This is a genomic window from Brevibacillus sp. NPDC003359, assembly GCF_042878995.1.
GTDB lineage: Bacteria > Bacillota > Bacilli > Brevibacillales > Brevibacillaceae > Brevibacillus.
The window spans coordinates 43,610-63,999 of record NZ_JBIAOR010000013.1 but is presented as its reverse complement, the minus strand read 5'-3'; the positions used below and the strand labels follow the sequence as shown (position 1 = coordinate 63,999).

The window sequence follows — 20,390 nt, the reverse complement described above, 5'->3', positions numbered from 1 at the left end:
CTCGCTGACGGGCATCACCTCCTAAAAGTGAAGCCATGGATCATGGCATGATGTCGGAGAACATACTGAAGTTCTCCAAAATATTCAATACCATCAAACCGCCAATCAAGATAATCGCTGTAGGAGTCACGACAAACGTGGTGATCAGGGTTACTTTTGGCGACGCCTTGGCCGCCTTTTCCTTAATCAGCTCTTTGCGGATTCTCCGCATGTTTTCCGCCTGTGCTTTGAACGTGACGGCAATCGGCACCCCCAGGCGCATCCCCTGAATGAGCGCTTTGATCAGCATTTGAAACTCCGGATTGTCGTTGCGTCGCAGCAATTGTTCATACGCCTTTTCCCTCTGCACACCGAGATCCAGCTCTTGATTGAATCGGGAAAACTCTTCCCGAATCGGCCCATCAAAAAACTTAATGACTTCGCGCAAAGCCTGATCGAGACTCACCCCCGCCTGGAGAGTCACGCTTACCGTGTCAAGAAATTCAGGCAGGTCATAGCGCAGCTGATGTTGGCGATCGCGCGCTTTTTTCTTCAAAAGAAGGATGGGCAAAAAATAGCCAACCAACGGCCAGGCGATCAAGCCTAAATGCGATAAAGGAAAGCGGAGTATGAAAAACAGCGTGCCAGCAATAATGCCGAGGAGAGCCATGAAAATTTTGACTCCTTGGAATTGGGCGACGGTCAAATCTAGTGGGCGCCCAGCCTTCAGCAACCAATCCTCGACCTCATGCGACTCACTGAAAAAGTTGATACGCTGCCCCATGACAGCATAGTCGTCTCCATACCGAAGCAATCGTTTGACCAGACGCTCGGAGGAGGTTTCCTGCTTGCGCACACCGTAGTTTTTGTGCCCGCTCATCTCATGGACATGTGCGAGCAGCTTTTGCTTCTCGATGGAGTAGCGATACCACTCCTTCAGACAGATCGCAAACAGCAACAGAAACAAGAACACGCATGTGATTATGAGAGCATCCATGTTTTCACACCTTTATGTTGGTCACTTTCTTTACGAGGATATAGGACAAGAGAGTTCCGATTACAAACAACCCCAGAAGAAAAAGACCAAATCCGGAAAACAGCGGATCAATGAAGCCTTTGTTCATCATGTTCATCATCAGCACCAGGGCAATTGGCATGATCGGCACCAGGATAGAGACGTATCGCTGTTCCGCCGTCATCGTCTTGATTTCCTGATTCACGATGCGGCGATCCTCCAATGTCTCCGCCATTTCTTGCAGCACCTGGCTCAAATTCCCCCCTGCGCGCCGTTGAATCAAGAGCGTAGCAGAAAAGATACGGAATTCTCGCGTCGGTATTCGTTTTTCCATGTCAGAGAGCGCCCGGTCAAAGCTGACGCCTAGCTGCAGCTCACGCGCCATGCGGCTAAACTCATCTCCAGCGGGATAATTCATTTCCTTGGCTACCAGTGAGATCCCCTGCGAAAGCGTAAGACCGGCTCGCAGCGAGTTGGCCAAAAGACGGCACACTTCGGATAGCTGTTCATTCAAACGCTCCTGGTACTTGTTGCGTCGGACAAAGAACAGCACGTTCTGTATGAGATACATCACCACTGCACCGATAATAATGTTAAAAGGAAAAGAAATATTCACGACGTTACTGAGCAAGAAGGCGAGCCCCATGGTACCTACGACCAAAATTCCGTAAAACTCCGAGGGAGCAAGCGGGAAGTTCGCTTTGATCAGCTTTTTTTGGATTTCTTTGGCATAGGGCGTCTGGTCAAATTTGTCTCCCCAAACGATGACGACGCTTTTTCGTTTTCCTTTTACCTCGAACCATTCTTCCGCTTTCTTTTTCCATTCGGTCTTCTTGGCCCGATAACCGAGATACTCGTAGATGCCCCAGATGCCAAACAACACCGCGAGACTAAACAGAATAGGCATGGTCACGCTGCTTCCCTCCTTCCGCCCTGAATGAAGATTCATCCAGATTGATTCCAAATAATTGGAGCCTCTCCAAGCACCGCGGGATTAGCCCGGTTGCCGTAAAGTATCCAAGCACTTCCCCTTTCGCGCCGATCCCCTTCCGCTGGAAACGAAAAATCTCGTTGACCTCCACCCGTTTGTCTTCGGTTTTCACTACTTCCGAAATGGAAACGATTTTACGTGTTCCGTCAGACAGACGTGTGACCTGGACGATGATATCCAGCGCACTGACGATATATTCACGGACAATCGTGGAGGGCAAATCCATCCCAGCCATGACGACCATCCCTTCCAAACGGTTAAAGGCATCCTGTGGCGAGTTGGCGTGAACGGTGGTAAGCGATCCTTCATGTCCGGTATTCATTGCCTGCAGCATATCGAATGCCTCTGCACCCCGTACCTCCCCGACGATGATTCGGTCTGGCCTCATCCGCAGGGAGTTTCGCACGAGTTGCCGGATCGTGACTTCCCCTGTTCCCTCCATGTTGGGTGGACGTGCCTCCATCCCAATACAGTTGGGGTGAGTCAGCTTCAACTCGGCTGAATCCTCAATGGTTATGACACGTTCATAGTGGGGAATAGCTTTTGCTGTCGCATTCAGCAGCGTCGTCTTACCACTACCGGTACCGCCGGAGATCAGCACGTTCATTTTGGCTTCCACCACGGCTTGAATAAACTGAGACATTGCTTCACTGAAAGAACCAAATTGCATCAGCTCATCCATCAAGAAAGGCTCTTTGCGAAATTTACGGATCGAAACGAGAGTGCCATTGAGACTGATCGGAGGGATAACGGCATTTACGCGGCTCCCATCCTTCAGACGGGCGTCGACCATCGGCGAGCTCTCATCGATTCGTCGGCCAAGCGGTGCCACAATCCTGTCCACGATATGCCGTAAATGTTCCTCGTCACGAAATTTTAAGTCGGTTAATTCCAGCCTTCCTCGCTTCTCGACGTATACCAGGTTGTGTCCGTTAATCGAGATCTCCGTGATTTCCGGATCGGCGAGCAGCGGTTCAAGCGGGCCAAGCCCCACCGATTCATTGATCAGACGAGTCAGCAGAACGTCCTTTTCATTTCGCGGAATGACTACTTTCTCTTCCGACATGTATTGGGAGACGAGACGTTCGATTGCGAGACGCATTTCATCTGAACGAAGACTGGTCAATCTCTCCAAATTGGTCTCCCGTAAGAGTCGGGTCTTGTAGTGCTCAGCCAGCTCGTCGATGTACGGATTGAAGGAAGGAGCTGCTAATGTGGCAGTGAGTGTCGTCTGCTTTGCCTCATCCCCTGGCGCTGTCTGCTCTTGCTTTCGTCGGAATAAAGCCATCTAACTCCCACCTTTTTGAACTTGCTCTTTATGACAGTTTCTTGAGTACCCATTTTCGGATGTCTTTCGCAGCAGGCGAGAGCTTCTTCTCATTCGCTTCCTTTTGCAACGGTCGACCTTGATTGACAGCCGCTTGCACTCCTTGATGATCTCTGCTGATTTCAGCGGTAATTGGTGCGTTGAATAACCCTTTCAAATCAGACACATTCAGTTCGTTATCCCTTCCCACCTGGTTGACGACCACTTCGAGCCTGCCTGCGGTATCAATTCGCAGACGTCTGAACAAGTCTTCCACGAGTTGGTAAATTTGAACGGACGGTGTGTCCAGATTTATCACGTAATAAATCATGTCAGACTCTGACAAAGCGGCAAAAGTAAGCTCGTTCATATGCGTTGGCAGGTCGATAATCACAAAGTCATAACTGCGGCGGCTAGCGCGGATTAATCTGGTGACAAATGCCTCGGACATATTCTCCGCTGTCTCGGCATCACGCGGGCTGACCAGCACCTCCAGCTTGGAATGGTTCTCCCTTTGGGCCACATTGCGAATATGAAATTCGTTGATTTCGTCCATAACCGGCATGAGATCGCCCAACGTACGGTTGTTGTCAAAAGACAAGAAGGTTTCTATTCCACCGTATTGGAGATTGAGATCGATGAGTAGCACACTGGCCGTAGATTCCAGCTTCAACGCTTGCGCAAAGCCCGTTGCCAGTTGTGTGCGTCCACTTCCCCCTTTTCCACTGTAAAAGGAGTACACCTTTCCCCGACCACGCACGAAAGCTTTGCCAGATGCATCCGTGCCCTTTTTTCTCTGTTTGATCTGGGACAAATCTGATATTTTGTCGAGACGGTCAGACAACAGGTTGAGCTCATCAGGCATCACGATGTATTCCACGGCACCCGCACGGACAACATCTCGCAGCAGAACAAAATCCTGTCTTTCCGTGAGGTAAATGAGTATGCCCTCCGGGAGCTCACCTTGTATGTACTGCACCAGCTCTACTCCTGCTCCGTCTTCCGGCTGCACAAGCAAAACGACATCGGGTCCAATCCGGTCAATTTCTTTTTTCACTTCAATGGAAGTCGTGTAGCGTACTTGCTCATACGGAGTCAAAATATCTCTCAGCATGTCTTTTACAGAGTCGTAATCCGCTACGACGAGAATCTTCATCTCTTTGTTCATGACTTACCCTCCGGTCTTCGGTGGTTGATTAGTTGGCTGCGGTGGTACCGAAGTTGGTTTCGCTGGTGGCTGGACCGGAACTGCCGGTGGTGTCTGTACTGCCGGTTGCCTTGCCGCTGGCGGTGTCGCAGGCTTCGCTTCAGCAGGTTTGCCAGGCGGTTTTGTCTGTTCCGGCTTGGTCTCCACAAACGGATCGGGAATACCCAAGTCTCCTTTGCCCACATTTGCTTTCAAAATACGAACCATCTGGGCGTAATGCTGCTGGTGAATGAATTTCGGCGCTTCCTCGAACGGCAGCTCGAGAGCTACCCCTTTGAAGCTGTTCTCCGATTTTGCCACCATGGCAACTGGCACGTCTTTCATGAACACTTCCGTCACGGGCTTCCCGTTCTCCTCATGCGAAATGATGATGTCCACCCGGTCTAGCGCCTCCAGCTCCTGATCGAAGACGACATTACTCGATGAAAACACCGTCACGAGCCTGTTGTTCTGGTCCCGTACGACATTGGCTGGCTTCATGATGTTTTTCGTGATAATGTCTCCCTTTGACAGGGGAACGATCGTGACTTGATTTTTCAAACTGCCTTTATCGATAACATACGAATCATCCGCATACTTTTTAGGGATTTCCCTTACCGTCAATTGGTCGGGTTGTATCAGTGCCCGAGATGGAATATCTGCATTTGCTTCGTATATTTCCACCATTTCACCCAGTTGCGCGTTCAAATCCTTGATTTTTTGCAGAAATAGAAAGCCCGCAAGTGCAGCAAGTAGGAACGATAGTACAAGGAAAATGATTGCCCTACGTTTTGATTCCAACATCTGAAGATTCCCTCTCTTTTTCGAAAAATCCATTCATGTTCATACTTTGTCGTTTTCTTACCAAGATTTCGAATAAAAAAACTTACGAGAAAAGCACTAGTAATACATGACCATGACCAGCATGAGACTGGTCCCACCCGCGACAAATGGCGCCAACGGGATCTCTTGCCCGAGCTTCATCCTGCCTGTCATTTTGGCGATGGCCCACATGGGAAGCACACTAACTCCCGCAAGCAAATACGTAAGCATAATCACGACCAACCCCGCTTGCCATCCAACCGCTGCTCCAACTAGAGCAAGCAGCTTAATATCTCCTCCGCCCATCTGACCGTTGCTGATCACCGCCATGAGCAATGAAATTCCTCCCAGCACAATAACGCCCATCGCATAGGTTAGCCACTTTTCTGGATGAAGGTACGCATGCAAAACGAGAAAATACACTATTCCTGGAAGCGTCAGCCAGTCGTAAATAAGACGACGGCGTAGGTCAGTATACATAGCGACTGCCATTACGAAAAGAATGGGAATGATGACATACCAAGATAACACCATATGTCCTCCTTCCTGCTTTTTGAGGAAAATTTCACCATTACAGACTGTCAATTAGGGAAAATTGTTGCAAAAATATCCAATTTTTTTGGATAATTATTTGTAAAAACGCTTTCACTTCCTAGTTCTCTAGATTTTCGCACGGGACATTTTTCCTTCTCTTGCCTAATCCTGCTGAAGTCCAGAACTACACTTCTGAAATCCCTTACTTGTTAAAAAATTCACATTTCCTTCCACCGTAAAGGTTTGGATAACCTCTCTATTGATGATAGAGTAGAGAGTATGGAAAAATTAGATTCGCAAGACAATCTGTTGCATTTTATCGTTTTTTGAAGGAGAGACAGTGGATGAGAGCCTTATTGGTAGACGACGAGCAACTACCCTTGATGCATCTGCAACGATTGCTGGAAAAAGATGTTGGCGGCGTTAAGGTAGTCGGTGCCTACACCAATCCTCTCGAAGCGATCGACCAAGCAATATCCCTTCAACCAGATGTCGTATTTTTAGATATTAATATGCCGCGCATCAGTGGTCTGGAGATCGGAGAACGTCTGCAAGGAATCGATAACTCCCCGGAGATCGTTTTTGTCACAGGGTACGATAAGTACGCCGTTGATGCTTTTGAGCTGTGCGCGCTGGATTACATCATGAAGCCCGTACAACTCCAACGCTTGCAAAAGACAATGAACCGTCTGCGCGAGAGAATCAAGTCCGCGCAAGAAGCCGCGCCTGTTAAAGAAGAATCAGTCGTTTCCATCCAATGCTTCAATAGTATTTTGTTTCACCAACCGAATCAGGAGCCGCAAGAGATCAAGTGGCGCACGAACAAAGCCCGCGAGCTGTTTGCGTATTTATTGCATCACCGCAACAAGATGATCGACAAAGATTCGCTTATCGAGCTTTTGTGGCCGGATTATGATGGAAGCAAAGGCGTAACCCAGCTATATACGACGATCTACCTCATCCGGCAAACCTTGAAACGATATGGTCTCCAAACGATATCTATCAACAAGGGCAATTTAGAAGGCGGCTATAAGCTGACTATCGATTCAGCCGAGATCGATGTGGAAGAATGGGAAAATCGGTTGCGACAATTGCCTCCGCTCTCTCTTTCTAGTATGGAGGAGTATGAACAAGTGCTGGTTACGTACACAGGGGATTACTTCGGAGATTACGACTATTTGTGGGCTGAGTATGAGCGGGAAAGACTCCGCAGAATGTGGCTGCAGCTCGCGAAAACAATGAGCAGCTTCTATTTGGGCCATGGTAGAGTACAAAAAGCAATCAACGTCAATCAGCGCATTCAGCATTTGCACCCGCTTGAAGAGGACATCTACATGATCCTGATGCAGTTGTACGCTTCCTTGGACGATCATGTGGCTGTAGAAGAGCAGTACATGCTTCTGACCACCCGCTGGGAGCAGGAGCTCGATTCCGCAGTGAATGTACATATCACCTCATGGTATCACGCCTGGAAACAAGAGACTGAACATAAACAGCTTTAAGCTATCGCTCTCAACAAGGAGGCATACATGAAGAGTAAGCTGTTCAGCCTGTGCACTGCCATTCTCCTTACTGCTTTTTCAATTCTGCCTTCTTCTGCCGTTGCCTCTAGCTACGCAACCGTTTCGTATTATCCGAAGCCAACCCAAGATGTGCTGCGAAACCCGTACATGGGACTGGCTCCAAGTTCACGTTCAAACAGCATTGAGCAAGAGCACACCCTTGTTCATGCCAATATTACCTGGAGAATGCTTGAACCAGCCAAAGGCGAATATGCCTTCGAGGAAGTCGAAGATTACATTCGTTTTGAAGAATGGGGAGAGAAAGGCGTAAAATTTATTATCCGTCTCGTACTAGATGACCCCGATGATGAAGAAGCGGACAAGGAGATACCGGATTGGCTGTATGAAGAACTTGATGGTGACGGTGAGTGGTATGAAAACGATCACGGCAAAGGATTCAGCCCCAATTATAGTAATCCCGAGCTCATCATGTACCATCGAAAATTAATAAATGCGCTCGGGGAACGCTATAAGGACGACCCACGAATCGCATTCATACAGCTCGGCAGCATCGGACACTGGGGAGAGTGGCACACGAACACGTCTATTCCTTTCCCCCAATTAAAAATCAGCGATCAGTACGTGCAGCCGTATTTGGAAAACTTCCCTGATAACATGCTTCTGATGCGGAGACCACACCCGATCGCGGGCAAGTATCGGATGGGCCTATATAATGACGTGTTTGGCAACAAAGAGGACACGAAGAGCTACATTTCTTGGATACAAGAAGGCTACGTCTCTTGGCTGACCAAAGAAAAAATGCCAGCAATGCCCGACTTCTGGAAGTATGCGCCAAGCGGGGGAGAGTTTTCTCCGGACGAATCATTAAGCAACTATTTCAAGCGTCCTTTGATTAGCCAAGTGATCTCGCAAGCCAAATCGACACATATTAGCTGGGTGGGTCCCAATACACCTGGACGTTTCCAAAAAGACAGCGAGAATCAAAAATATGTGGATCGGTTTTTAAATACGATTGGCTACCGTTTCTCCCTTATCAAAGAAACGCATCGAGAAACAGTTGAAGCAGGAGACGATCTTTCTGTAAGCATGGATTGGCAAAACCAAGGTGTAGCTCCTTTTTACTTTCCTTGGATTCTCGAACTGTCTCTTGCAGATGAAGACGGAAACATCGTGGCACAAACACAAACAGATGAGGACATCCGAAAATGGCTCCCGGGCAAAAAATACGTGAAGCAAGTCTTAAAGATTCCAGGCGATGTCCCAGAAGGCGACTACACCCTTGCTGTTGCGATTTTAGACCCGTATTCTGGTAAGCCAGGCATTGAGTTTGCTATGGAAGGCAAAAGAGACGACGGCCGGTACACGTTGGGAAGTGTACAAGTACATGAATAACTGTCATAGCAAAGAGCCCTTTTCAGACAACCGTTACAGGTGTCGGAAAGGGCTCTTTCGCACTATTTCGAGAGCATCTTGTTTATGGAGCGTAGTCGCCATCGTAGCTGACCAGCGATACGTTTTTCACACCTTCTACCTCTGACATGTCTTGAACAAATGCTGTATTATCCCCCTTTATTTTTACTTCTACAATCAATTCGACCATTTCTTTGCTGACTGTCTTTGATTTCAACGTGTACTTCAACTTGTTTAACTGGTATTTGACCCCATCGTTGGCTTGATCGTGGTAGTTAATAATGAACAAATACGCGATATCCCTCATTTGTCTTTTCGATAGGACGAAAATGGTTACTGCCACTACAAGGGAGCCTAAAATAGATAAAGGGTAAACACCTGCCCCTGTGGCAATCCCCACCGAAATCGACCAAAACATAAACACAATGTCCAGTGGATCTTTGATCGCGGTCCGAAACCTCACAATGCTCAACGCACCGACCATCCCTAAAGACAGGACGATGTTCGTACTGATCGTCATGATGATCAGGCAGGTAAGCATGGCCATTGCCACCAATGTGATGTTAAACGTGTGGGTGTAGACGACACCGCGAAACGTTTTTTTGTACACAAAGTAGATAAACAGACCAAGCAGCCCTGACAACAGCAGGCCAATCGCGGTATCAATTAACGAAATGCTGGCGAATTGGTCCATCCGCAACACGCTTTTTTTGATAATATCTTGAAAATTAATTGTATTTTCCATAGATCCAGACTTCTCCTCACGCTAAAGATTATAGTATTTTTTGGTCTCCTCTCTGCAAATGACATACTTAGAGATAGCCGATCGCTGATTGCTGAGCTTTTGAAGCAAATGTCTGATACTGAATGGCAAAAATTGATCGTATTTTACTTCCATGATCATCATCGGCTGATGAATTGCATGTACCATCATGATGTCTTTATCGAATATATCAAGTGAGTTGACGTTGGCCTTCAATTGCTTGTCAAACGTAATCCTGACATTCCCTTCCCTCATGAGATACGCCTCGCGCACATAATCCGTAATGACACGCGGGCGAAAGAGATGATTTTTGCAGGACAAGTAGAAGTCTCGAAGTAAACTATTTTCTGTCTCTTGTAGAAACTCAACCTCTCCAACCAAAATCCTCTCGTATTCGTCCCTCGTAATCGACGCACCTTCCTTGCAAATGTACCCACCGAACTTGCTCTTGCGCTCCATTTTGATAACAGCGTCGCTTTTGTTGTAAACGCGAATACGGTACTTCTTCCGTTGGAAAACGCCATAGTTTTTTACTTGCAGAGCCGTGTCGTGGATATCGTCGAAATACAAGCTGCGAATATGGTACCCCTTTTCATCTACAGAATGATGATCGAGTGTCGTAATCAACTGCAGCTTTTTACGCAACGGCTCATACTCGCTCAGTCGAAGATAATACTTGAGTTCATGGCGCAATCGCTTGTTTCCGATCTGGATACCTGTTATCTCGATCCCTTTCATTTCAAAACAAACTCCTTCACCCCGTGATAGATCGCGTCTTCTGGCTCTACCTTGTCAAAAGAGATCTGTGTGTTCCCCTTACTATCCCGTACCATCACTCGCCAAAAGAATCGGCCTTTTCCGGGGGCTTTCATCTTGTATTCCACCCCTGTCAGCCCCTTGACCTCAGTATGTTTCTTGGTGAAAGAAGGATCGTAGCTGACTGCAAACTCGTAGGTCAAATCGTCCCCTTGCAGGTCATACGAATGCTCCCAAGAAAATACGAGCATGTCCCCTTCTTTTCGTGGTTCACTCATAAAAAATGGCATTGGTTTTTCTAGACGCTCAAAATACCGTTTCTTGTTTTGCTCAGGCTGAAGGGAAATAGCGGCAAACTCCACCTCAAAAAGTGACACATCTTCCGGCAAATTATATAAATCAGGCTTTTCCATCACGTATTTGCTGGCAATCGGATAATAATTCTGCACATACTTCTCCGTTTGCTCCTTCGTAACGATTTTACTTACTTCCTCGACCTTTTCGTTCAATGCTTTTACGTTATCAGGATCTTTAAATACGCGATTGAATAGCTTGGAAACCCAGTAGGTTGAAAAACCAAATTGCCAGTCTGCAATCGCTTTTTCAGGTTCCCGTTCGAGCCTTCCTTCATATTTCCCCCACGACCCGTCGTAATCCCAAGGCAGGAAATACCACTTCGTCGAGTTAGAAGGACTGTATAAATAAAAGTTGTGTACGGCATTGTCCGCATTTCCAAACAAAATGTTGGAAGCAAGCCAGGTGTAATAGTTGTCCCGATCAAAATGCTTGTCCAAAAAGTCTTTCGTCTTGATTGCAGGATTGTGGAGATCATCCAGCATAGAAATGAGCTTTTCATGATCCTCACTTCCCTTTATCTCCAACAGGCTTTCAAACGCTTTTTTGTCATAATCAGGGTCGGTTGCCAGCTTGATAATATCCTCATAACGATGGAATTCAAAGCTAATCGCCTTGTATAAATTCCCGTTTCTGTCCAATCCATGAGACTGTAAAAATGTTTTGTTCGGTTGTTCAATCTGTGTGAACAAACCATAATCCACAAAGTTCTTGTTAGGATTTTTTCCAGTCAAATCCTTGATACGCAAATTAACGAACTGCGTCCGCAGGCTGGTCATATGAGGAATCTGTTCGAAATAATCAAAGCTCAGCTTTTGGCGAACCCGAGTCAAATCAGATTTGTGCTTGTTCAGGTTGATGTTTCGCTGGTCTCGCCAGTATCCAGCCTTGTCATACAAACGTATTTTGTAAGACTTTTGTTCAGATTTTCGGCTCGACTCCCCACGCAGTTCAATCGATCCGTTTGCCCTCGTTTCCCCGTACCCAAATAATCCTTGGGCAGGACCTTCCGCGGTTCCTTCTTGCATGATGACCTTGGCTTTGAGGTCCTCTCCCTTTTCATTCATGCCATTCGGAGACTGATTGATTTCCTTCAAGGTTGTCGTTTTCAGCTCCTCGTTCTCTTCATTGACTACGGTCACATATAAATAGACGAGACTCCCGTCGACATCCTGCTCATAAACACTCCGATTGTCAACGAGTCCTTCGCTTACCGGCTTCGTTTGCTGCACCTGGCTCGTTGCTGCTGGCTTTTCTGTTGTTGATACTTCAGGCGAAACCTGCGTACAACCAGTCAAGGCAACTCCTAGTGCGAGCAGGCTCAGTACGAATCTCTTTTTCTTCAACCTGACTCCTCCCATCATCTATTTCATTCTGTTTTCTTTGATAAAGAGCGGCTGCAGGCAGTAAGTGTAATAATCTATATTTTTCAGGAAATAAACCAACCTCCCGAGGCCAGCAGAAAGCGAAAGAAAAGCAGCTACAAAAAAAGCGAAGCCGTAATTTTCTAAAGGAAGCATTCCGATAGTGATCGCAATCGTACTGATCAGAAACAGTGTCGCCACTCCAAGCGCTCCCTTGCGATCGTCAAAATAGAGCAGTAACAGGACAATCACAAACATGACGGCATACAAGTATCCCGCGATCACCAGGATGTTGAATCGTTCAATCTGCTCGGACGAAAAACCGATGTGCGGGAGCAACGTAATTCCCAGCGCCAGTGCCATGAACGAAAAGAACAACTGAACCTCCATCATGAAGCTGAGCTCTTGCATCAAGGTTTGCACCATATCTGTTTTTGCCCGTTTGATATCTTGCACGGAGCCTGTTCCCAGTATCGTTCCGTAATACGTTCGATACTTTTCGTAAAAAGCGGTCTCCACCGATACCACAAACATGACCATCGTTGGCAGTATGCTCAAGGAGGCATAAAACGCAGGCACATCATAAAAAGGCGCAATCACGTAAGTATCTGCAACAACCTCCTGTAGAGGACTTGCTAGCCAGTAAATGAAATGATGGACATAGAAACCGAGAGAACAAAAGAGTCCAACCAGCAACAGGCTCGGGTATTTTTTCACGTACTTCAAGAAATCAAAGTAGTTTCTCTCCCGTTTCGGAAAATAGCTTTCCAGATGAATCATGGACAGAACGATCATGGTAAAAAAGCCAAGATTCATAGATATCAGCACGGAGAAGCCTTTTTCCCATTCAGTCAGATTCAACAAAAGAAACGCAACCAAAAGCGTTACGACAACAGCCGCTACATACCCTCTGATAATGCGCATGTAATCCTTTAAGGCCGACAAATAGGCAGATTGCAACCATACAACAATCAGCTCTACAAAAAGCAAATAGGCGACAAGCTTAAAGGACGACGGCAGTGGTGCCAACCAGTAAAAACCGACTCCGAGGATTCCTCCCAACCCCAGGCAAATAGCGATGACTCCGTACAAAGAGGCAATGATGTCGTTATACTCCCTCAAGTAAATCTTGTCTGCGATATAGCGGGAAATCAGCATCGAGAAGCCACATGTAATCAATAGAGAAAATACAAATGCATACACGACCGCTGCTAGAAAAGACATGCGCTCCAAGTAACTGACATTCATTTGAAGCAGGACTTGCTGGAGAACAGTGATCATCACCATACAGAGCATCATCGGGCCGACCGTTACTACTGATGAAAATGCGTACGCCTTCACACTGGACAAATACCCTTTATTCCGAAACATTTTTTTCAGTTCAAAGCCAATGCCAGCCATGATTACAGCACCTCGTATTTCCGATACAAATTCCGATATCCCGCCAAAAAGTTCTCATGTGTATAAATAGCCGAGACCCTGTCGAAACCATTTTTGCCCATTCGTCGTCGCAATGGCTCGTTATGACACAGCGTGATAATCGCTTGAGCGATTTGATTAAAGTGCATGACCGGCACTGTTATTCCGGCGTTCCCGTAGTTGTCGCCATTGCCATACAGTAATTCCCTACAGCTACCCACGTCGGTTGTCACGAATGGCTTTTTACATGCCATCCCCTCCAAAATGACTAACGGTTGTCCTTCGCTGATGCTGGTTAGCACAAGCACGTCTACCTTCCCGAGATACTCCTTCACATTGACCGCACCGGTGAAAGTAACGTCTTCCAATTGCAAGCTGTCTACCAGTTGCAGACATTCCGTATAATACTCTTCGTCCTCATCTGCTGGGCCTATGATGATAAAGCGTGCATGGGGAACTTGTTCTTTAACCAGCCCAAAGCTGTGCAGCATCGTTTTAATATCCTTGATCGGTACAACGCGGACTACAGCGCCAATGGTAAGAATCCCATCCTCTTTCTCTTCTGCTATGGAGGCGTAGTCATTCACCTTTACTCCATTTGGGATCACAGATACTTTCGCGGGATCACATCCCAGTTCGATCTGGATTTCCTTGTTTCGCTCAAACAACGTGATGACCTCGTCAGCATACGAGTAGGCACATGCAGAAAGATTATGAAAATAATCAATCCAAATATCTTTGAAATGTCCCTTGATCCAGTTTGCCTTGATGATCTCCTCTTCCCGTTCACGTGTATATATCCCGTGCTCCGTCAACAAGAATGGCTTCGAAAACAGATGCTTGCCAAGGCTCCCAGCAACCCCGCCATATCCCGTACAGACACTGTGATACAAATCTGCTTGCGGCATGCCATTTTTCATAATGAGACAAAGTGGCAGCACCATTGAGCGAATCATCCAGATCATCTCTGTAAATGGAATTTGCGGATACTTTTGCTGGCACAGTCTTTGAATCACCTCAAAAAAGTCCTTGCTGGTGAGCAACTCAGCCACTGATGACACCTTACTTCCCGCCAACATGGAAAAAAGCGCACTCCAGTCTCCTCTGCTGCCATCGAGCAACGACAGCAACGCCTGCTGCTCCGCTTCGGTAAGACCGAGACGTTTCCCCGGCGCAGCTTCTTCTTTCAGGTAGGTATCCAGAAATACTTCTGTGATTTCCACCACATTGGCAGGGAGCTGGTATACATACTTCCCTCTGTTTTTCTCTTGTGCGCCGATCGCATAGATGATGAACTCATGTTCCGGCATGCTCGTAATCAGGGAATGTATCCAGCTAGACACACCCCCCGTGATAAAAGGGTAGGAACCTTCGGCTATTAGACAAATTTTCATCGCTTACTCTTCCAGTCCTATTTCAAATTTTGCCCCCGTTGCATGAACGAGATAGACACCCTCATCCATTTTTTCTACGGTGCAGTTTTTTAGGTCAGTCATTTTTTTGTCGGTTCGCAAGATGTAATACATATCATTGGAGAAATTGTTCATATATCCGGTAATCTTGTTATCTGCCCGGTCCACATACACATCCGTCTCTACGTAGCTTTCGAGGCTTTTTCCGCCTTCGGACGCAGTTAGGCTCCGCATCCATGGATACTTCTGGTAGACCTCTTGCAGCATCACCTGAAAATCCTTCAACAACTCTGGCCACGTCTTGTCGTGACCTCTATCCTTATCCAAAATGTCATCCGGATGAACAAAATGGGAAAATACCCCGATAGACGTAATCGCATTTGTCATATACCAATGACTTAGATCTGTATGACCGTAGCCAAAGGTAATCCGCGGCATTTCTACGATTCCATCCTCAGCCACGGAAAACTCCTGGACGTACTCCTGAATGTCGTCGGATTCACCATACAGAGACGCAATTACCTTTATACCAGGAAATGAACGCTTCAGCGCTTCACGTCCTTCTGCTCCCAGTACGTTGGAAGGCGGGACATACACCCGAATCGCATAGGATGGAAATACCTTTTTGATCGATTCATCCAGACTCGTTAATGACTCGCTCATACTATGTTCATCTGGCCATGCGATGTACTGGTAAAGGTCAGATATCTCCTGATCAGTGGTAAGGGCTTGATGATTATACCCGTGAATGCCCAGCTCGCCTCCCAGCTTCAACAAATCCCTGCCATATGTAATCAGATTATTCGTATCCGTTCCTTCCACATCGGCGAAGGGGGCGATAACGCGGTTATTATAGTTATGGATTATGGCTCCCGTGTAGGTTAAATCGTAATCTGCTGCCAACTTGATCATGTCGGGCCACCAAATATCGCGATAAAAAGCGGGAATATCTTTGTTGTACTCACGATCAATATTCGGATCGTTCCCCTGACGGAAAGGAGCGGGGAAATCGTCAATATACATGATTTTCATGTTAAATATCGGGTACATAAAATCAGCATTCATCACGCTGATCGCCCCTGCAATCAGTCCTCTATTCCACACCGTTTGCAGATTTGACCCGTTGTAGACCATAAACTTGCCTTGTCCGTATTCGGACTCCCAGAGCAATGGCACCGAGTTGGCAGCAACGGCATGAACTTTACTCTGCTTATTCAGCTCTACAGGAATCGAAAAATTGGACACTAGCTCTTCTCCAATTTTTGCATCCTCACCTTGGATCAACAGATTCGATGTCATCCGTATCCCTTTTGTCTCTATTGGACTGTTCATTGCATTGATTCCTAATTTTCGATAAATCTGATACAGACTGTCATTGAAACCAGGTGTACGTGCAAAGAAAATACTGCCTCCGTTGTGAGCATATTGCATCATCCCGTCCAGATTGGCTATCAATCCCAGATCTTCTATCGTAACGATGATTGTCATGTACGCTGGGTCCGGTTGAGAAAACTGCCTCACATCTGCCAGATCGTACTCCTTTTTCATATACTGCAGCACTTGCTCGAAGTTTTTCGTGATTTCATTACTGCTCTCGTCCTGAGGATTGTGCAGGATAAGAAATTTTTCCCGCGAAAGTTGACTGAGTTCCTCCTGACTGATCGCATTTTGCTTCGGCTCGTTGACACTAGCTCCCGAACCTCCAGAGGCATTACGACTCACCTGCAGGATAAACTGAGAACGGGTTACTTCTATGGTGATCCCCAGAATCAGCACGAAAGCCAAAATGATATAAATACTTTTTTTCACTGGGATATCGTTTTCTTTTTTCATTCTCAATCGCTCTTCTCTTTCAATTTCGCTCCATTATGTTGGGCAGCAGCCACTTCCTCCCAAACATTGCCCGTATACACAGCACCCCATGGTTTGGGAATGTCGTCCTGCTTCTCGGTCTCGATATGGCTCCAGAAACGGATCATCATGAGTGTCGGATGGGAGACTTTGACCGCCGAGCTTTTTAACCGATTCATTTCTACCACAAATCCTTCGTGATCTCTCATCGTGTAGAAATATTTTAAAGACATGACATACGTCTGCTCCCTATCAGGGTGGTGCTCCTTGAACAACTGACAATAATGTTCTGCCTTCTCATACGAGTAGTTGGCAAGCTCACAGTTGATCTTGTCCACAAAGTAACCTTCTTCATCCTGATGAATATCCAGTAGGGACTCCAACACAAATGAATACGTGTAGCTATATTTTGCATACGTTCGTTGATCGAGAAGCGAGCTGTCCAAGTATTTCTTCAATACGTGCGCATACGCTCGTAAAACGTCGAGATCCTGCTTGTTTTCCTCGTATTTCACGGATAAATCCTGTAGCTGAAGCTGAAGATTCCGGCGCATTTCTGTTAGGGCAGCGGCAGCGTAGTGAACCGTTTCTGAATCTTCATTTTGCAAAGCCGTCTCCAATGTTCCGATCTGCCAAATCGTCTGCTCCTTCAAAACATCGATCAGCATTTTTCTTCGGGTGCTCGTGTCATTCAAAAACAGAATGTCCTCCACAGGAACGGTGTTCATTTCCTTTGCTATATCCGCTCTTCGGAAAATATTTGAGCTCTCCGCCAGATTCAGCAACTCGCTCTCAAGCGCAAGCTCATCCTCATGCTTTTTGGATGTATGCTTGTACGTATCGGTAATGATCATTAACAAAAGACCCACAACAGGGAGGAAGCCAGCAAAAAGTATTCGCATAATCAGTCCCTGTTTGTTTTTGCCGCTCCTCATCAGGCTATATCCTACGGCTACCAGTAAATAGACGATCACGAACTTAAGCATATGCGCCATCCTGTAGTGCAAAGCGTCCTTGGTCCTTTTCTTGTACGATCTTCGCAGCGATCCCGAGCCTGCCAAGCCTCTCAATCACGATATTTGCTTCCTGCTCATTCGAATTGGACAGGATGATATACACATCTCCTGTATGGTCGATACCCATGTAATCTGCTTCGCGCAGGGAGCTCGCGATTTGTGCAGATAACATATGGTGATCCAACTGTGATCGATCCACGGATAAAAGTGTAAAGTCAGTATTCAGTTGCTGCTTGGCGTCCCTTTTGTTCTTTAACATTGCTGAAAAATACATGGGATTCAAAATGGAGGTTTCTTCTAGGTAGCGATCCTTTTGGGTGGAGTTTAGATAACGTAGCGAACGAGACAACGCGGAAGAGATTAATTGAACGGCTACTTGAAACAGGTTTTGCGTATACATCGTAAAATGTTCAAATCCTAGTTGTTGCAAGGACACCAACGCAACCATTTTTCCATTATCAAAAATGGGTGCTGCCATAAGAGGCATGTCGTGACACAGCTCCTTATTCACGATAATCTTCTTCGTTGCAAGCAATTCGGTTAAGTAGGCATGCTCACTCATTTTTAACGAACGTGGGAGATCAAAGCCTACTTTATTCGATTTAGCCATCAGCCGTAAAAACGAACCGTTTTGATTCATCGTATAAATGGCTATCTCATCCGATTTCATGATTCTTTCCAGCACTTTGACAGACTTTTGCAAAACTCGCTCAGGCTCGAGGCTATCCAACTCTTTTGTGATGTTGTAGATTTTTCCAAAGCTGTCTTCCGAATTCACGATTTGCTGCTGTAGTTCTTGCTTGACCACGAGGACATCATTGTATATATCTTTTAAAAAGTCGTACTTTTCTTCGACTGCTTGTTTTTGCATCTCCTTGGATAGGACATCCCTGTTCCGCTTGTCGATGGAATAGCCAACCGCAATCCCGATGAGCAAATAGACGGCAACATGGAACAAAGTATTGGCGTCATACAGCAAAGAGACGATTTCGCGACCGTTGTTCAGGCTCTCCCCTATGTATAGCGCACAAGATAAAACCACTGAAAGGATAGACTGCTTCGTTCCGTAAATGGCCCCGATCAACACGATATAAATCAGCTTGAGATCAAACACGCCGGTGTCGATTGATCCAACGGTTAAGGCGAGCACTCCCAAAAAGGCAAGAACGTTCTCGATGTATGGCCAAATCTCCCAAGAGCGTATCAAGCTGACCGTTTTCTTAGCCTTACTCTCTTGTTCATTCTCGTTTTCCGTCAGTGTGCCTAGATACCACTCCGCTGTTTTTTCCAATCCCTTGGACAAAGTGTACATCGAGACCCAGTCTAGTCTTCTCTTCGCGAGCGTATTGTCCAAAACAGACTTGTCCACATCTCCAGCTCGTTTATCTTTTCTCACAATTCCTTTCAACTGCTGCTTCTGTGCCAATATATGAATGAGTTCATTAATGCTACTTTCCTGATTGGTCGATAAATTCATGACACCTTGATAGTCCGCTGTCACGGAACGTAACATAGCGTCGGCTACATCCTCTACATAAATGAAATCTCTCGTTTGGTTTCCGTCTCCATACAGGATGATATTTTCCCCATGATGGATTTGCGTTAAAAAGGTAGAGACAACTCCGCCTTCCCCTTTTGCACTTTGTCTCGGACCATATACATTAGACAATCGGAAGACAACCGTCTGCAATCCATACATCTCGTTCCATTTGCGGCAATACTCTTCTCCCATAAGCTTGTTCATCCCATAGACAGATACCGGATCACACAATGCCTCCTCCGTTAGCGGCGTTTTTTCATTCATACCGTAAACGGCTGCGGAGGACGCAAAAATAAATTTGGACACGCCATATTTGCTCGATAGTTTCAGCATGTTGACGAGTCCGATTACATTCGTAGTAGAATCCAGATGAGGGTCTTCCATCGATGCAGCGACACTAATTTGGGCGGCTAAATGGACAACGACATCAAACTTGTTACTTTTAAAAACTTCATCGCACTTTTTATCCGCCACATCCAGTACGTACGACTGATGAGGAAATTTGATATGACTCCGATCGCCTGAACTTAGATCATCAATGATGAATACTTTATAGCCTTCCTTATAAAATCTCTCCGCGACAAAAGAACCGATGAACCCATAACCACCTGTGATCAAAGCTTTCATATTAACACCTCAGCTATTTGTTTCCCCTGTCTATTTCCACGACTAACATCTACCCCTGTTCCCAACACTTTTTGGACAGCCCATTCGATTCGCTCCAGCTGCAGTGGCTTCGCTATAAAATCCCGCGCACCTGCCTGAATCGCCTTGATGACGGTATCGTGCCTAGACACTGCTGAGCAAATAATGATCTTGGCATCTTTGTCCAACTCCATGATTTTGCGTGAAGCAGCCAAACCATTCATGCCGGGCATGGTGATATCCATCGTGACGAGTGATGGTTTATACAAGCAGTAATTTCTAACAGCCTCCTCTCCCGAATCAGCTTCCGCAACGACATGCAGTCCTAAAGACTCAAATATGTTGCGCAGCACATGTCTCGTAAACGCTGTATCATCGACAATCAGAATGCTATTCATCCAAAACCGCTGTCTCCCATCCTATTCTCTCTATCTTTTGATCTATAATCGTTGCTTCTTACCTTTCATTTCTCATAGGCACAAAGCCCCTTATTCCGTAGCTTCA

General features: G+C 46.3%; 17 protein-coding genes. 2 read left to right on the top strand and 15 right to left on the bottom strand.

Features of this window, described 5'->3' with window-relative positions; genetic code table 11:
* Window positions 1-40: 40 nt before the first annotated feature.
* The 6 genes from ACFYU8_RS24235 to ACFYU8_RS24210 all read right to left on the bottom strand — a co-directional run bounded on the left by ACFYU8_RS24235 (window position 41) and on the right by ACFYU8_RS24210 (window position 5,833).
* Window positions 41-976, bottom strand: a complete 936-nt coding sequence (locus ACFYU8_RS24235; RefSeq protein WP_390304648.1) for a type II secretion system F family protein — start codon at window positions 974-976, stop codon at window positions 41-43.
* Window positions 977-980: 4 nt separating this feature from the next.
* Entirely contained in the window at window positions 981-1,907 is a 927-nt protein-coding gene (locus ACFYU8_RS24230) for a type II secretion system F family protein (RefSeq protein ID WP_390304650.1), read from the bottom strand.
* Window positions 1,885-3,273, bottom strand: coding sequence for a TadA family conjugal transfer-associated ATPase (locus ACFYU8_RS24225; protein WP_390304653.1), 1,389 nt, complete (start codon window positions 3,271-3,273; stop codon window positions 1,885-1,887). The genes ACFYU8_RS24230 and ACFYU8_RS24225 overlap by 23 nt, the downstream gene beginning before the upstream one ends.
* Window positions 3,274-3,301: 28 nt before the next feature.
* Window positions 3,302-4,459, bottom strand: a complete 1,158-nt coding sequence (locus tag ACFYU8_RS24220; protein WP_390304656.1) for a CpaE/TadZ family protein — start codon at window positions 4,457-4,459, stop codon at window positions 3,302-3,304.
* 3 nt (window positions 4,460-4,462) lie between these two features.
* A complete protein-coding gene (locus tag ACFYU8_RS24215; RefSeq protein WP_390304659.1) occupies window positions 4,463-5,281 on the bottom strand; it encodes a CpaB family protein in 819 nt (272 codons plus the stop codon).
* Between the two features lie 96 nt (window positions 5,282-5,377).
* Window positions 5,378-5,833, bottom strand: coding sequence for a prepilin peptidase (locus ACFYU8_RS24210; protein ID WP_390304662.1), 456 nt, complete (start codon window positions 5,831-5,833; stop codon window positions 5,378-5,380).
* Between the two features lie 344 nt (window positions 5,834-6,177).
* Here ACFYU8_RS24210 and ACFYU8_RS24205 point away from each other — a divergent pair, with 344 nt between their 5' ends.
* Both ACFYU8_RS24205 and ACFYU8_RS24200 read left to right on the top strand, forming a co-directional pair.
* Complete coding sequence (locus ACFYU8_RS24205) at window positions 6,178-7,335, top strand: response regulator (RefSeq protein ID WP_390304664.1); 1,158 nt, start codon at window positions 6,178-6,180, stop codon at window positions 7,333-7,335.
* A 27-nt stretch (window positions 7,336-7,362) separates the two neighbouring features.
* Window positions 7,363-8,748, top strand: coding sequence for a DUF4832 domain-containing protein (locus ACFYU8_RS24200; RefSeq protein ID WP_390304667.1), 1,386 nt, complete (start codon window positions 7,363-7,365; stop codon window positions 8,746-8,748).
* A gap of 82 nt (window positions 8,749-8,830) precedes the next feature.
* Here the strand turns inward: ACFYU8_RS24200 and ACFYU8_RS24195 are convergent, their stop codons facing one another.
* Genes ACFYU8_RS24195 through ACFYU8_RS24155 form a run of 9 tightly spaced genes read right to left on the bottom strand, consistent with a single transcriptional unit; the run spans window position 8,831 to window position 20,284 of the window.
* Complete coding sequence (locus ACFYU8_RS24195) at window positions 8,831-9,511, bottom strand: DUF4956 domain-containing protein (RefSeq protein ID WP_390304669.1); 681 nt, start codon at window positions 9,509-9,511, stop codon at window positions 8,831-8,833.
* A gap of 21 nt (window positions 9,512-9,532) precedes the next feature.
* Entirely contained in the window at window positions 9,533-10,267 is a 735-nt protein-coding gene (locus ACFYU8_RS24190) for a polyphosphate polymerase domain-containing protein (protein ID WP_390304671.1), read from the bottom strand.
* Window positions 10,264-11,985, bottom strand: a complete 1,722-nt coding sequence (locus ACFYU8_RS24185) for a CotH kinase family protein (protein ID WP_390304673.1) — start codon at window positions 11,983-11,985, stop codon at window positions 10,264-10,266. The genes ACFYU8_RS24190 and ACFYU8_RS24185 overlap by 4 nt, the downstream gene beginning before the upstream one ends.
* A gap of 18 nt (window positions 11,986-12,003) precedes the next feature.
* Complete coding sequence (gene pelG, locus ACFYU8_RS24180) at window positions 12,004-13,404, bottom strand: exopolysaccharide Pel transporter PelG (protein WP_390304675.1); 1,401 nt, start codon at window positions 13,402-13,404, stop codon at window positions 12,004-12,006.
* A 2-nt stretch (window positions 13,405-13,406) separates the two neighbouring features.
* Window positions 13,407-14,816: a GT4 family glycosyltransferase PelF gene (pelF, locus tag ACFYU8_RS24175; protein WP_390304677.1), complete on the bottom strand. Its 1,410-nt coding sequence runs from the start codon at window positions 14,814-14,816 to the stop codon at window positions 13,407-13,409.
* A 3-nt stretch (window positions 14,817-14,819) separates the two neighbouring features.
* A complete protein-coding gene (locus tag ACFYU8_RS24170) occupies window positions 14,820-16,667 on the bottom strand; it encodes a DUF2194 domain-containing protein (protein ID WP_390304680.1) in 1,848 nt (615 codons plus the stop codon).
* A gap of 2 nt (window positions 16,668-16,669) precedes the next feature.
* Window positions 16,670-17,671: a hypothetical protein gene (locus tag ACFYU8_RS24165; RefSeq protein ID WP_390304682.1), complete on the bottom strand. Its 1,002-nt coding sequence runs from the start codon at window positions 17,669-17,671 to the stop codon at window positions 16,670-16,672.
* Window positions 17,664-19,868: an NAD-dependent epimerase/dehydratase family protein gene (locus ACFYU8_RS24160; protein WP_390304685.1), complete on the bottom strand. Its 2,205-nt coding sequence runs from the start codon at window positions 19,866-19,868 to the stop codon at window positions 17,664-17,666. The genes ACFYU8_RS24165 and ACFYU8_RS24160 overlap by 8 nt, the downstream gene beginning before the upstream one ends.
* On the bottom strand, window positions 19,865-20,284 hold the full coding sequence (locus ACFYU8_RS24155; RefSeq protein ID WP_390304687.1) for a response regulator: 420 nt from the start codon (window positions 20,282-20,284) through the stop codon (window positions 19,865-19,867). Before ACFYU8_RS24155 ends, ACFYU8_RS24160 begins: the two co-directional genes overlap by 4 nt.
* Window positions 20,285-20,390: the final 106 nt, after the last annotated feature.